This is a genomic window from Algoriphagus sp. PAP.12 (assembly GCF_026652115.1).
Lineage (GTDB): Bacteria > Bacteroidota > Bacteroidia > Cytophagales > Cyclobacteriaceae > Algoriphagus.
On sequence record NZ_JAPPSQ010000008.1, the window covers coordinates 67,164 to 81,123 of the forward strand.

Consider the following 13,960-nt stretch of genomic DNA (forward strand, 5'->3'; position numbering starts at 1 on the left):
ATTTCTCCAAAAATAAGCCTTTCTGAACAGGCAAAAAAATAACCCCAGCCTCTGGACTGGGGTTTTGTATGATTAGGCTAGTTCACCCAATGCTTTTTTGATTCGCTTCATCGCTTCAACCAATTCCTCTTCAGAGGCTGCATAACTTAACCTTACGCAATTAGGAGCTCCAAATGCTGCTCCTGTTACGAGAGATACATTTGCGATATCCAAAAGATACAGACAAAGATCATCGGCGTCTTTCACAGTATGTCCATGAGCTGATTTACCAAAGAAAGCAGTCACATCTGGGAAGAAATAGAATGCTCCTTCAGGGATGTGAGTTTTGATTCCTGGGATTTGCTGAAGCAATTCCAAAACGATTGCTCTTCTTTTGAAATATGCATCCGCCATGTCTTTGGACGGCTGCTGATCACCGGCAATACCTGCAAGAGCAGCTCTTTGCGCGATACCAGTACCACCTGAAGTAAACTGACCTTGGATTTTCTCAACCGCTTTTGCGATAGCCAAAGGAGCACAGATGTATCCTACCCTCCATCCTGTCATGGCATATCCTTTAGAGAAACCATTCACGGTGATGGTTCTTTCGAACATTCCCGGAAGAGAAGCAATGCTAAAGTTTTTACCGGTGAAGTTGATCAACTCATAGATCTCATCAGCGATTACTACCAAGTTTTCTCTCTTTTTCACCACATCAGCGATAGCCTCCAACTCAGATTGACTGAATACAGAACCAGTAGGGTTACAAGGAGAAGAGTAAATAATAGCTTTTGTTTTATCAGTCAAAGCCGCTTCCAACTGCTCAGCAGTAGCTTTGAAGTTATTTTCCAAAGTACCCTCGATCAAAACCGGAACACCACCGGCCAATTTGATGATCTCTGCATAACTCACCCAATAAGGGGAAAAGATCACTACTTCATCGCCTTCATTGATCAGGCACATGAAGGTATTGGCAATGGAATGCTTTGCACCGGTAGAGACTACGATGTTTTCTGCTTTCGCTTCAGAGATGTTATTTTCTTCTCTTAATTTCTTTGAGATAGCTTCTCTCAGATCCTGATATCCGGCCACAGGAGGATATGAGAAATACTTTCCTTCGTCGATAGCAGCCTTGGCAGCTTCCTGAATATGTTTGGGGGTTTTGAAATCCGGCTCACCAAGGCTTAGCCCGATGATATCGATTCCCTGAGATTTCAGCTCTCTGGCTTTTTTTGCCATTGCGAGAGTAGCTGACTCTTCCATATTCAAGATGCGATCTGATAGAATAGAATTCATTTTTGTTTCGTGTTTTTTACAAATTCCACAAAAATAGACAGAAGATTATAAATTCTAAACAAAGCGCTGCATTTGATGACGAAATGTTATTTTTGGATAAAATAGACCGAACAGAATTCCGTTTTTTCAGTATATGAAGCCTTTTTATTTCATTCTTCTGATTTCTCTTTTTTCCACAAAGCTCGCAAAAGCCCAAACGGAGGAGAAAAAAACCGACCCGGATTCCTCAGGAGTGGTAGATTCCTCTCTTCTTCCTACGACTATGCCGTTGTTGCTTTTCGATGATCAAGCTGAGAAAGAGGAGAAAAAAGAAAAGAAGAAAAAGGCTAGAAAAAACATCTGGTTTGGAATTAAGACTCAAAGAGCATTTACGAGAAGTAATCTTAGAGGTCAGGATATCTATGAATATTTCAACTACACTGATGTCGAAAGAAGACCCGACCCTTATATCAGGGATGTGTATTGGTTTGACCCGAAAGACAGAGCGATCAAAGACGAAGGCTATGTTTTGGGAACAGGCTACTTACTCCATGGACCTTATGAAAGACGTGTCAACGATGTCGTAGTAGAAAGTGGCATGTATTATTACGGTACTAAGCATAAGACTTGGATGCTTTTTGATTCTCAAAATGTATTGCAGGACAAAAACCATTTCCAGGAAGGCTGGCCCAGAGAATCAAAAATCACTTATTACAATCGCTCCAGCAACACAATCGAAGAAATCACACCTATCCAATATGGTTTGGCAGAGGGTAACTACTTCTATTTCTATGAGGACCGTCAAGTAGCCGTTACCGGTGAGTTTCAATACGGAGAAAAGGTAGGATTATGGACGGAATACTGGGACACCAACAATGCCCGGGCGATCCGCAAAAGGGAAATTCAATATCCCGAAAATCCGTACGATGACAACTTCAAGCCCTTTATCCGGGCCGAATGGGACAAAGACGGGAATTTAGTCTACCGAAGCGATAGAGCTACAAATTAAGCTTTAATAAAAAGCGTCTTCAAACTGACGAAAGTTGATATTTCCTTGCTTGTCTTTGTACACACCCATTATATCAAATCGAATGTCTTTATGCCAATCAATCTCATGGATATAGGCATCTGCTGCTTTAACCAAAAGTTTTTTCTTGGTGAAATCGACAAATTCCTCGGCATAGCCAAAACCTATCCCCGATCTATACTTGACTTCTACAAAAATGAGAAGTCCTTTAAACTCCATGATCAAGTCTATTTCGGCATGCTTGAAGCGATAATTTTGAGCCAAAAGCACATATCCCTTTTTCTGTAACCACTGAGAGGCAAGCATTTCTGCCCTATTCCCCAAATCATTATGCTCAGCCATCCGAATATTGTTTAATTTTGAAAAATCGTAGAACGAAATCAGCCAGATGTGGGTTAGAAAATACCCATCCCAAAAAAGCAGATGAACGAAATTATTAATAAAAAGGTGGAATTCCGAGACTTGGGAAAAATGGATTACCAAGAAGCTTGGGATTATCAGGAAGACCTCTTCGCAAAAACTGTCGCTTTAAAAATTCAAAATCGAAACCGGACCACGGAAGAGCAAAGCCCTACTCCAAACTATCTTTTATTTGTAGAACATCCCCATGTGTATACCTTAGGGAAAAGCGGGAAAGAAGAAAACCTGCTTTTGGACGAACAAGGATTGGTAGATCATCAAGCCACTTATTATAAAATTAATCGAGGCGGGGACATTACCTATCACGGTCCTGGACAGTTAGTTGGCTATCCGCTTTTGGATCTGGACAATTTCTTCACAGACATCCACAAATACCTCCGTTTTCTGGAAGAAGCCATCATTCAAACCCTTTCGGATTACGGTATCGATGCGGGTCGAATCGATGGACTCACAGGTGTATGGCTAGATCATGTGGAGCAGAAAAATCCACGTAAAATCTGTGCTATGGGCGTTAAGTCCTCCAGATGGGTGACTATGCATGGATTTGCTTTCAATGTCAACGCGGACCTTTCCTATTTCGGAAATATTATCCCCTGCGGAATAGATGATAAGGCCGTGACATCCCTGGAAAAAGAATTAGGTAAAAAAATCGACTTGAATGAAGTCAAAGAGAAGGTCAAGAATCACTTAGCGGACCTTTTCGAAATGGAATTGATTTAGGCATGAAAAAAGATATAGATTTCTCTCCTGTGACTGGAGTAAAATTGGCGATCGCCAAAGAAGAAACGAAGAATGGAACCGAATGGGGAGTTTACATCATCAATTTGAATTTGATTGAGCTCAATACAGTGATGATTACATCCAAAGGATACGGAGAGTTGGATGGAGAAATGCGCAAAACCTCAACACTCCGACATATGATTCAGGAATTAGGTGCTCAAAGTGTTGCCAAAATAGAACCTATTGATCCTGCCGTTTTTGCTTTAACCAATGAGTTTTGGGTTAGCTACTATATCCTTGACCAGATATTTGACAAAAAGTTTATATTTACTTCAGGCAGTTTTGACCCCTCGCTGCAGCAGATGATCCCCGAACTGGGACTGGAAGGGGTTTTACATAGTTAAGTAGAGTCATGGCAGATTTTTTGGAGCAACTAGGTTCAATCTTGTTTTTAGATATTGAAACAGCGTCTTTGACCGAAAGCTTCGAAGAATTAGACCCAAGACTTCAGGATGAATGGGTCAAAAAAGAAAGACTCATCAAAAAAACCGAAGAAGGTCATATTGATCCTGGATCCCTTTATTTTGATAGAGCTGGGATTCATGCAGAATTCGGCCAGATAGTCTGCATTGGAGTAGGCTATTACCAAAGGAAAAAGAAAGAGAAGAAGTTGATTTTCCGTTCCAAGGTTTTTGCCAATGACAGCGAAAAGGAACTTCTTCAGGACTTTTCTGCTTTATTGGAAAAGAAGAAGTGGGTTTTATGTGCCCATAACGGAAAGGAATTTGATTTTCCTTACATCTGTAGAAGAATGTTGATTCAAGGCATTCCGCTCCCAGAACCGCTTCAGATTTCAGGTAAAAAACCATGGGAAGTTCGTCACCTTGATACCATGGAGCTCTGGAAATTTGGAGATTACAAACATTACACCCGACTAGAATTACTTGCTTCTGTTTTTGGGGTTCCATCTTCAAAAGACGATTTGGATGGCAGTCAGGTCAACAGTACTTTTCACTTAGAAAATGACCTCGAAAAAATCAAAAAATACTGTCTCAAAGACGTAGAAGTAACAGCCAGAGTCTACCTAGCGATGAACCCCCAGCTAGAGTTAGAAGAATTTGAAATCATCCAATTGGATGATGATTCAGATCAAAAGGGGGACTAAAATTTTTATTAATCACCTAACAGTACCCACATCATGGGAAGAAAATCAAGAAAACACAATCCAAAACATAAAGGAGGAAAAAGTACAGACTCGGCTTCATTGGCCAAGCGACTCCTTCAGTTTTTAGACTCAAATTACGGACAAGAATTTACTGCAAAGCAGATTATCAAAAAGCTGGAAATCCGTGACTCACTCACCAAAGGAGGAGTAGAGCCAGTTTTGTATAAGCTTGTCGATAGCGGAGCTGTTTCCAAAAGTCCGAGAAATTACTTTTCATCCACCAAAGATCCAGACTTCATCATCGGTACGGTTGACTTTGTCAATCCACGATTTGCCTTTATTATACCTGAAGATCCAGCCCATACGGGTGGAGATATTTTGGTAAAAGAAGCAGATCTCAAACAAGCTTTGGATGGAGATAGAGTTCGCGTCATGGTTTATCCAATGAAAGGAAAAACAGGCCGAATCGAAGGAAAAGTCCTTGAAATCGTTGAGCGTGAAAGAGATGAATTTGTAGGTAGAGTGGAAATCTCTCCGCGATTCGCTTTTGTCGTGCCCGATTTCAAAAAAATGCACAAGGACATCTTTGTCCATAGAGGAGACCTCAAAGGTGCTGAGCACAATGAAAAGGTTATCGTGAAATTGACCGAATGGAGAGAAGGGGACAAAAACCCAACCGGTAAAGTCATTCGAGTCCTTGGAAAAGCCGGAGTTCACGAAGTGGAAATCCACTCCATCATGGCTGAATTTGGACTTCCATTTGAATACCCTGAAGAACCAAATGCGGAAGCAAATGCGATTCCTGAGAAAATCACGGCTAAGGAAATCAAAGCTAGAAAGGATTTCAGAGACGTTACCACTTTTACGATTGACCCAGTAGATGCGAAGGATTTCGATGATGCGATTTCGTATCGAACATTAGAAAATGGAAATCTGGAAGTAGGCGTTCACATTGCTGATGTGACCCATTATGTCAAACCAAAGACTGCTCTTGAAAAAGAAGCCTATGACAGAGCCACTTCAGTTTATTTGGTAGATCGAACGATCCCGATGCTACCTGAAAGATTGAGTAACGGGCTTTGTTCCTTGCGACCAAATGAAGACAAATTGACTTTTGCCTGTGTATTTGAAATGGACACCAATGCAAATGTTATTAATCATTGGATCGGCAGAACAGTCATTCATTCCGACAGAAGATTTGCTTACGAGGAAGCTCAGGAGAATATCGACAACCAAGATGGAGACTATTTTCAAGAATTGACTCTACTGAATGACTTGGCTAAAAAGGTTCGGAAGAGAAGATTTTCGAATGGAGCAGTCAATTTCGAAACAGTTGAGGTCAAATTTAAGTTGGATGAAAAAGGAACTCCTTTAGGCCTGATGGTCAAGGAGCGGAAAGACATCCACAAGATGATTGAGGAGTTTATGCTGTTGGCCAATAAATATGTGGCTGAGTTTATTTACAAAAAGCATAGCGGAACTGATACATTTGTATATAGGACCCATGACTCCCCAGACATGGAAAGGCTTGAAACATTTTCAGGTTTTGCCAAAAGGTTTGGACATCAGGTTGATCTGGAAAATGAGAGAAAAATCTCAACAGCTCTCAATAAGTTGATGGATGAAATTCAGGGGAAGCCTGAACAAAATGTATTGGAGCAGTTGGCTATTAGAAGTATGGCGAAGGCGAAATATACCACAGAACCTAAAGGTCACTTTGGATTGGCTTTCCCTCACTATACTCACTTCACATCGCCAATCAGAAGATACCCTGACATGATGGTTCACCGTCTGTTGGAGCATTATTTGGATGGAGGAAAATCTCCTGAAGCAGAACCTTGGGAAGTGAAATGTGTTCATTCCTCGGAAAGGGAAAAACGTGCTGCTGATGCAGAAAGAGCCTCAATCAAATACAAACAGGTAGAATTCATGTCCTTGGCTGAGGAGAAGGATTATGAAGGCATTGTCTCAGGAGTAACTGAATGGGGTGTATTCGTAGAAATCACCGAAACCAAATGTGAAGGTATGATCAGGGTCCAGGATATGGATGACGATTTTTACGAATTTGACGAGAAAAACATGCGTCTCATTGGGACGAGAACAAAAAAAATGATCACTTTGGGTGACAAAGTGATGGTACGGGTAGTTAATACCGATATAGACCGTAGAACAATCGATTTGGAATTTGCAAGTAATGACGAAAGAAAGCCACGCCCACGCGCTTTTAAATAACCTAGAAACTTATATCCGGAGCCAAAAATTCGGAGAGACACCTCAAGAATTATACGAGCCGATTTCTTATATTCTAAGTCTTGAAGGCAAGAGAATCCGGCCCCTTCTAAGCCTTTTGGCTTATGGTATGTATAAAAATGATCCTGAATCTATTTTAAGTCAGGCATCTGCAATTGAAATTTTCCACAATTTCACTTTGATGCATGATGATATCATGGACAACGCCCCTTTGAGAAGAGGGAAAATGACTGTTCATGAAAAATGGAATAGCAATGTCGCCATTCTTTCCGGTGATGTCATGCTAGTCAGAGCATATGATTATCTTTTGCCTACCGAACCTGCTTTACTTCCAAAAGTCATCCGCCTCTTCAATGAAACTGCAGCAGGAGTATGCGAAGGACAACAGATGGATATGAATTTTGAAACTCGGGATGAGGTTCATGAGGACCAATACCTGACAATGATTCGTCTCAAAACTGCTGTTTTATTGGGATATGCCCTACAGATGGGGGTGGTTTTGGCAGGTGCATCTGATGAAGATGCTCAGAAGATTTATGATTTTGGAGTGAACGTAGGCGTTGGATTCCAGTTGAAAGATGATCTACTGGATGTATATGCTGACCAAACTAAATTCGGGAAGCAAGTAGGTGGAGACATTATCTCCAATAAGAAAACCTACCTACTGATCAAAGCATTGGAACTTGCCGAAGGTGATGATAAAAGAGAACTTGCCTATTGGATCGCAAAAGAGGATTTTGACAAGGAGGAAAAAGTAAATGCAGTCAAAAGCATTTATGAAAAGCTAGGTATCAAGAAACTTGCGGAGGATAAGATGAATGACTTTTTTAACGAAGGCTTCAATCAATTGGCATCAATTCACTACAAAAACACAGCTTTTTACGAGGAAATCCGTCAATTGACTGAAGACCTGATTCATAGAGAAAAATAAGCATGAGCCTTTCTATTACTGTCATACTGATCATCCTCACGGTGATCAGTAGTTTTTATGGATTCAACAATCTAAGCTTTATTGAGCGTTGGATGTTCATTCCTTATAAGATTAAAAATCGCAAACAATGGGATCGATTTATTCTTTCTGGTTTTATCCATAAAGACTATATCCATTTACTATTCAACATGTTTACATTCTACTTTTTCGGTAGAGTTGTAGAGCAATTTTTGATGTATAAATATGGCGCGGCGGTTGGCGGAATTGTATTTGTCATTTTCTACATTCTAGGAATCATCATCGCAGATATACCCACCTATTTAAAAAACAAAGACAACTCATACTACAGAGCATTAGGAGCGTCGGGAGGAACAGCTGCTACCGTATTTGCCAGTATCATTATTTTACCCTTAGCCGACATATGCCTATTTGGAATTCTATGTCTTCCAGGATTTATTTTGGGGGCTTTATTTCTGATTTATTCTTATACCAAAGGCAGACAAGACAATGATGGTATCAATCATGACGCTCACTTATATGGCGCCTTATTCGGAATCATTTTTATTCTGATTATATCTCCCGGAAGTGCGGTTGACTTTTTTGATCAGATCAAAAACTGGAGAATCTTCTAAAAAAAATGCCTTCCGAATTCGGAAGGCATTTTTCATTTATTTCTTCAAATCTAACTTCGTTCGCATTTCATCAATGTTGAGAATCTTGGAGATTTCCTCTTGTTCCAATTTCTTAAACTTGGCCAGTTGTACATCGATCAATTCAGTGATTTCTCCTCTGACTGATTCGGACTGATCAGTAGGAGGATAGTCTCCATAACCCACCACATTGTTCAGGTGAGCTAGTTTATTGTTCAATCGTATAGGGAAGTTCAATGGATCTTGACGGCTGCTATTTTTGGTTTGATATAGTTCTTCTTCAATACTCTTCATCTCAGCTTTGATCTGCTCCAGATTCGCAGGCTTAGCCTCCAAGCTATCCAGCGCCTCACGATACTGACGAATCAATTTGATCGTCTGGTGAGTTTCTGTCAACTTTCTATTCACCTTCATCAAGAATTCAAACTGCTTCTCCAAGTCAGCCTGAGAAGTCTCGTATCTAGGATCTGCCAAAACCTTGAAATCCTGAACCTGAGAAGTTCCATCCAAAGTCATTTTCACCTTGTAATCTCCTGGGACTACTGCCGGGCCTCTTAAACTTCCTGACCACATAATCAGTCCCTCAAAATCTTCAGCATCTTCCACTCGTAGGTTCCAGTTGAACTTATTGCTTCCGGGTTTTACTTTCAAAGTATCTCCCTTGTAACCTTTGGTAGAGAAAGTTCTTAAGACATTATTTCGGTTGTCCAAGAATTCAATTTTCAGCTCATCCTTTGGATCCTCTTTCAAGAAATAATAAACTAAAACACCACCTGCTCGGTTGGTTCCTTCAGTATTAGATTTTCTGCTCGCTCCATCGATTCTATAAGAATCCTGAGGCTTGAAAAGGTGAAGAGCATCATTTTCATCTCCCGGCTCAGCCTGATGTAAAACTGTCAAATCATCAATAATCCAAAATGAACGTCCTTGAGTTGCAGCAATCAGATTATTTTCTTTGACCGCCAAATCAGTGATAGGAACGATTGGTAGGTTCATTTGAAGAGAATGCCAGTTGGCACCATCGTCTTTGGAATAATACATACCGGTCTCTGTTCCTGCATATAGCATTCCTCTCTTCACAGGATCTACTCGAATTACTCTGGTGAAATGCTCTGGATCGATCCCAGCGGTAATCTTTGTCCAAGTCTTTCCATAGTCTTTTGTCTTGTATAGATAAGGCTCGTAATTCCCGCTTTTATAACCTGTTGCTGCGAAATACATTTCACCAGCATCAAATGGACTCGCTTCAATGCTATTGATCTGAAGCCACTCAGGCATATCAGTAGGAGTTACATTATTCCAAGTCGCTCCATTATCAGTAGTTACGTGAACCAAGCCATCATCGGACCCTGCCCAGATTACGCCTTGTTTCACTGGTGATTCTGCAGCTGTAAAGATGGTCGCATAATATTCCACAGAAGTATTATCCTTGGTGATCGGTCCACCGGAAGGCCCCAATTTGCTTTTATCATTTCGAGTCAAATCAGGAGAAAACACTTCCCAGCTTTGGCCTTCATTGGTAGATCTGTGAAACTGATTACTTGTGGTATAAATCAAATCCGAATTATGAGGGGAGAAAAAAATCGGGAAATTCCACTGGAATCTATATTTCATACCTTCTGCACCATGCCCCATTGGGTTATCCGGCCATACATTTACATTTCGAGAGATTCCCTTGTCATGATCCAAACGAATCAAAAGACCTCCATAAGAACCTCCATAGACAATGTCATTGTCATCCGGATCTGGAGCAAGCCAACCTGACTCACCCCCTGCAGATACTTCCCAATCGCTTTCAGAGATCCCGCCCATTCCATCAATTCTATGACGAATTCTTAGCGTAGTATTATCCTGCTGAGCTCCGTAAATTCTATAAGGGAAAGATTCATCCGTGATCACTCTGTAAAACTGAGCTGTTGGCTGATTGTAATAGGTAGACCAATTCTTTCCTCCATCTTCAGAAACTTGAGCACCTCCATCATCTGCGATAACCATTCTTTGATTGTTCTTTGGATCAATCCAAAGATCATGATGATCGCCGTGAGGAGCATTTGCGCTTTCGAAAGTCTTACCACCATCTGTTGATTTATGGTAGCTTACGTTCAAAACGTAAACTATTTCCTCATCCTGTGGATCAGCAAAGATTCGAGAGTAATACCAGGCTCTTTGTCTTAAGTTTCGGTCTTCATTTGTTTTTGTCCAGCTTTCACCGGCATCTTCTGAAACGAAAACTCCCCCGTTCTCATTTTCAATGATAGCGAACACTTTGTTAGTATTAACTGGAGAAACATCCATTCCAATGATTCCCAAAACTCCTTCCGGAAAGCCCTCTTTCTTAGTCAGATCTTCCCAGGTTTTACCTCCATCTGTTGACTTGAACATTTTGGATCCAGGGCCTCCACTTTCTAAGGAATAAGGAGTTCGTTTCAGCTCCCAAGTTGAGGCATACAAGGTCTCAGGGTCTTTAGGATCCAAGACTAAATCAATAGCCCCAGCGATTTCAGATTCGTAAAGAACCTTTTCCCAAGTCGCTCCGCCATCGGTCGTTTTGTACACCCCTCTTTCATCACTTGGCTTGAAAATATCTCCCAACACCGCAGCATATACGATATCTGGATTGGTTGGATGGATTTTCAATCTTGCTACAAATCGGCTTTTATCTAGTCCAGCTCTTTCCCAGGTTTTACCTGCGTCTTTACTTTTCCAGATGCCATAGCCATAAGAGACATTTCCTCTTACTGTATATTCTCCGCCTCCAGCATAAACTACACTCGTATCACTTTGTGAAACTGCAACAGCCCCAATTGAGCCGCCGAAATAACCATCAGAAACGGGCTTCCAGGTAGTACCAGAATCGACCGTCTTCCAAACTCCACCGCCAGTAGAGCCGAAATAATAAGTATGGTCAGATCCTGCAACTCCAGTTACAGCATCAGCCCGACCTCCTCGAAAGGGGCCTATTGATCTCCATTCCAATGCCTTATAGACATCTGGATTGGCTACATTTTGAGCCGTTGATGGTGTGGTTTGGAATAAAAAACAAACCAGCAACCCCAGCAGACCCAATGAGTATTTATTCTTCATAAGGATTTAATTTGGTGGTTGCCTGAAGATAAAAAAATTAGATGTAGCCTTTTATGCCGTTTACAAAATTTTCAAATCAATCAATTGAGAATAAGGCATAAAAAAAGCCCCGTCTTTCGACAGGGCTTCATTCAAATAATTTTCGTAGGTCTTATGCCTCAGCAGGAAGAACGCTAACGTAAGATTTGCCATCTGCTTTCTTTCTGAAGGCAACTTTACCATCAGTCAAAGCAAACAAAGTGTGGTCTTTTCCAACACCCACGTTGTTACCTGGATGATGCTTTGTACCTCTTTGTCTTACGATGATGTTTCCGGCGATAACTGCTTCGCCACCAAATTTCTTCACACCCAATCTTTTGGAATGTGACTCTCTACCGTTTTTGGAACTACCTACACCTTTTTTGTGTGCCATGGTTTTATACGTTTATGGTTTTCTGTGAGGAAAACTTAGAGTGTAATATTTTCAATCAATACTTTGGTGAAGTCTTGTCTGTGACCGTTCTTCTTCTTGTAGCCTTTTCTACGCTTCTTCTTGAAGACGATGACTTTATCACCTTTTACGTGATCTAGCACCTTGCCAGATACCTTAGCGCCCGCGATTACAGGAGCACCAACAGACACATTCCCGTCAGCTTCTGCCAACAGTACTTGGTCAAATTCCACGGAAGCGCCAGTTTCTGCGTCTAGCTTAGGAGCATAGACAAACTGATCTTTTGTTACTTTGAACTGCTTACCAGCGATGTTTACAATTGCGTACATGTCGTTTATTAATGATTCTTTGTCGAAATCGGAGTGCAAATATAAGGAAGAGTATTTGAACAAAAAAACAGCCCCAAAAAATTATTCACTCCTTAACCCTGACTTTTTCAGGTTGTTAGACCTCAATACACCTTTTATAGCACATTTTCAAGAGCCATCTTATCTTATTTTATCCTCAGATTTGCATCGAAATCAGGAAGAATTTGAAAGGATCCCGGAGGAGAAAAGGCATTGTAGAAATTAGCGCCCAAACCCTAAATTAATTATTTAATAATCACCAAAAATTGATTTAAGGTTTTATATAAATTCTCAATTTAAACCTGATTTTCAATCATTTATTAAATATAAAATCATAACTAAAAAATTGACCAGCATTCAAAAAATAGCTTGAATTGGGTTAAAAATATTTTTTTCAAAAAAGTTGAAAAAAGTTTACACCGCCCAAAATGGCCATTTCAGCTAATCTTAAGCTTCACTTGAATTGTCATAAATAATTAATTTACTGCTATTTAAATAACATTTGACCAAAGTTCAAAAAATACCCTTAAGTAGCCATTCAAGGGTTTTATTTCTGGATTTTGGTTCACATATTTGTTCAAAGGCTGTTCTGAAAAGGCAGCCTTTTCTATCCCAGACAGGCATTTGCAAGATGCTATCCGACTGAAATTAAAAGAATTAAACCGTTACCAAATAAAACCAACAGAGTACGATGCAAGAAGAACCGATATTACAAGAGAACAAGGATCGCTTCGTTTTATTCCCAATTCAGCACAACGACATTTGGCAATTTTATAAGAAGGCTGAGGCGAGTTTTTGGACTGCAGAGGAAATCGATTTAGGACAAGACATGAGAGATTGGAAAAACCTAAACGATGGTGAGCGTCACTTTATCTCTCACGTACTGGCATTCTTTGCAGCAAGTGATGGTATTGTTAACGAAAATTTGGCCGAACACTTCGTCTCTGAAGTACAATATACCGAGGCTAAATTCTTCTATGGCTTCCAGATCGCGATGGAAAATATCCACTCCGAGACATATAGCCTTTTAATTGACACTTATATCAAAGACGCCGTAGAACGTGATAAACTCCTTCATGCGATTGAGCACATTGATTGTGTGAAGAAAAAAGCGGACTGGGCTCTTCGTTGGATCGACAATGGAAACTTCCAAGAGAGATTGATCGCTTTCGCAGCTGTGGAAGGAATCTTCTTCTCTGGCTCTTTCTGTTCTATTTTCTGGTTGAAAAAGCGTGGCTTGATGCCAGGACTTACATTCTCCAATGAGTTGATTTCTCGTGACGAAGGTTTGCATTGCGATTTCGCTTGTCACCTTTATACAAAGCACGTAAATAATCCTCTTCCGAAAGAAACTGTTCGTGAGATCATCATGGATGCAGTGGAGATCGAAAAAGAATTTGTAACGGACGCTCTTCCTGTAAGACTAATCGGAATGAACTCTGACTTGATGTGTCAGTACATTGAGTTTGTTGCTGACAGATTATTGATGGAACTGGACTGTGAAAAAGTTTGGAACAGTACCAACCCGTTTGACTTTATGGACATGATTTCCTTGCAAGGTAAAACCAACTTCTTCGAAAAGAGAGTAGGCGATTACCAGAAAGCTGGCGTTATGAAGTCTACAGACTCAAATGAATCCTCACGCTTCTCCCTTGGAGAGGACTTTTAATAAAATCCCTTTT

General features: G+C 40.6%; 13 protein-coding genes. 8 read left to right on the top strand and 5 right to left on the bottom strand.

What is annotated here, in order from left to right; all coding sequences use genetic code 11:
• Nucleotides 1-72 precede the first annotated feature (72 nt).
• Complete coding sequence (locus tag O0V13_RS11360; protein ID WP_268035080.1) at nucleotides 73-1,275, bottom strand: pyridoxal phosphate-dependent aminotransferase; 1,203 nt, start codon at nucleotides 1,273-1,275, stop codon at nucleotides 73-75.
• 133 nt (nucleotides 1,276-1,408) lie between these two features.
• Here O0V13_RS11360 and O0V13_RS11365 point away from each other — a divergent pair, with 133 nt between their 5' ends.
• Nucleotides 1,409-2,263: a toxin-antitoxin system YwqK family antitoxin gene (locus O0V13_RS11365; RefSeq protein WP_268035081.1), complete on the top strand. Its 855-nt coding sequence runs from the start codon at nucleotides 1,409-1,411 to the stop codon at nucleotides 2,261-2,263.
• A 3-nt stretch (nucleotides 2,264-2,266) separates the two neighbouring features.
• On the opposite strand, the gene O0V13_RS11370 is transcribed toward O0V13_RS11365, so the two are convergent.
• Nucleotides 2,267-2,623 carry a YraN family protein gene (locus O0V13_RS11370; RefSeq protein WP_268035082.1) on the bottom strand — a complete coding sequence of 119 codons (357 nt, stop codon included), beginning with the start codon at nucleotides 2,621-2,623 and terminating at the stop codon, nucleotides 2,267-2,269.
• 81 nt (nucleotides 2,624-2,704) lie between these two features.
• Between O0V13_RS11370 and lipB the strand changes: the two genes are divergently transcribed.
• The 6 genes from lipB to O0V13_RS11400 are packed head-to-tail and all read left to right on the top strand — an operon-like array spanning nucleotide 2,705 to nucleotide 8,399.
• Nucleotides 2,705-3,421: a lipoyl(octanoyl) transferase LipB gene (gene lipB, locus O0V13_RS11375; RefSeq protein ID WP_268035083.1), complete on the top strand. Its 717-nt coding sequence runs from the start codon at nucleotides 2,705-2,707 to the stop codon at nucleotides 3,419-3,421.
• A gap of 2 nt (nucleotides 3,422-3,423) precedes the next feature.
• Nucleotides 3,424-3,825 carry a hypothetical protein gene (locus O0V13_RS11380; protein ID WP_268035084.1) on the top strand — a complete coding sequence of 134 codons (402 nt, stop codon included), beginning with the start codon at nucleotides 3,424-3,426 and terminating at the stop codon, nucleotides 3,823-3,825.
• Between the two features lie 8 nt (nucleotides 3,826-3,833).
• Complete coding sequence (locus O0V13_RS11385) at nucleotides 3,834-4,586, top strand: 3'-5' exonuclease (protein WP_268035085.1); 753 nt, start codon at nucleotides 3,834-3,836, stop codon at nucleotides 4,584-4,586.
• A gap of 33 nt (nucleotides 4,587-4,619) precedes the next feature.
• Nucleotides 4,620-6,818, top strand: coding sequence for a ribonuclease R (gene rnr / locus O0V13_RS11390; protein ID WP_268035086.1), 2,199 nt, complete (start codon nucleotides 4,620-4,622; stop codon nucleotides 6,816-6,818).
• Nucleotides 6,781-7,767 carry a polyprenyl synthetase family protein gene (locus tag O0V13_RS11395; protein WP_268035087.1) on the top strand — a complete coding sequence of 329 codons (987 nt, stop codon included), beginning with the start codon at nucleotides 6,781-6,783 and terminating at the stop codon, nucleotides 7,765-7,767. Before rnr ends, O0V13_RS11395 begins: the two co-directional genes overlap by 38 nt.
• A 2-nt stretch (nucleotides 7,768-7,769) precedes the next feature.
• The gene (locus O0V13_RS11400; RefSeq protein WP_268035088.1) at nucleotides 7,770-8,399 is read left to right on the top strand and encodes a rhomboid family intramembrane serine protease; all 630 of its coding nucleotides are present in this window, start codon (nucleotides 7,770-7,772) and stop codon (nucleotides 8,397-8,399) included.
• A 36-nt stretch (nucleotides 8,400-8,435) separates the two neighbouring features.
• On the opposite strand, the gene O0V13_RS11405 is transcribed toward O0V13_RS11400, so the two are convergent.
• The 3 genes from O0V13_RS11405 to rplU all read right to left on the bottom strand — a co-directional run bounded on the left by O0V13_RS11405 (nucleotide 8,436) and on the right by rplU (nucleotide 12,260).
• The gene (locus O0V13_RS11405; RefSeq protein WP_268035089.1) at nucleotides 8,436-11,501 is read right to left on the bottom strand and encodes a VPS10 domain-containing protein; all 3,066 of its coding nucleotides are present in this window, start codon (nucleotides 11,499-11,501) and stop codon (nucleotides 8,436-8,438) included.
• Between the two features lie 151 nt (nucleotides 11,502-11,652).
• Nucleotides 11,653-11,913, bottom strand: a complete 261-nt coding sequence (gene rpmA, locus O0V13_RS11410; protein WP_073570937.1) for a 50S ribosomal protein L27 — start codon at nucleotides 11,911-11,913, stop codon at nucleotides 11,653-11,655.
• A gap of 35 nt (nucleotides 11,914-11,948) precedes the next feature.
• The gene (gene rplU / locus O0V13_RS11415) at nucleotides 11,949-12,260 is read right to left on the bottom strand and encodes a 50S ribosomal protein L21 (RefSeq protein ID WP_073570938.1); all 312 of its coding nucleotides are present in this window, start codon (nucleotides 12,258-12,260) and stop codon (nucleotides 11,949-11,951) included.
• A 709-nt stretch (nucleotides 12,261-12,969) separates the two neighbouring features.
• Between rplU and O0V13_RS11420 the strand changes: the two genes are divergently transcribed.
• Nucleotides 12,970-13,947: a ribonucleoside-diphosphate reductase small subunit gene (locus O0V13_RS11420; protein ID WP_268035090.1), complete on the top strand. Its 978-nt coding sequence runs from the start codon at nucleotides 12,970-12,972 to the stop codon at nucleotides 13,945-13,947.
• Nucleotides 13,948-13,960: the final 13 nt, after the last annotated feature.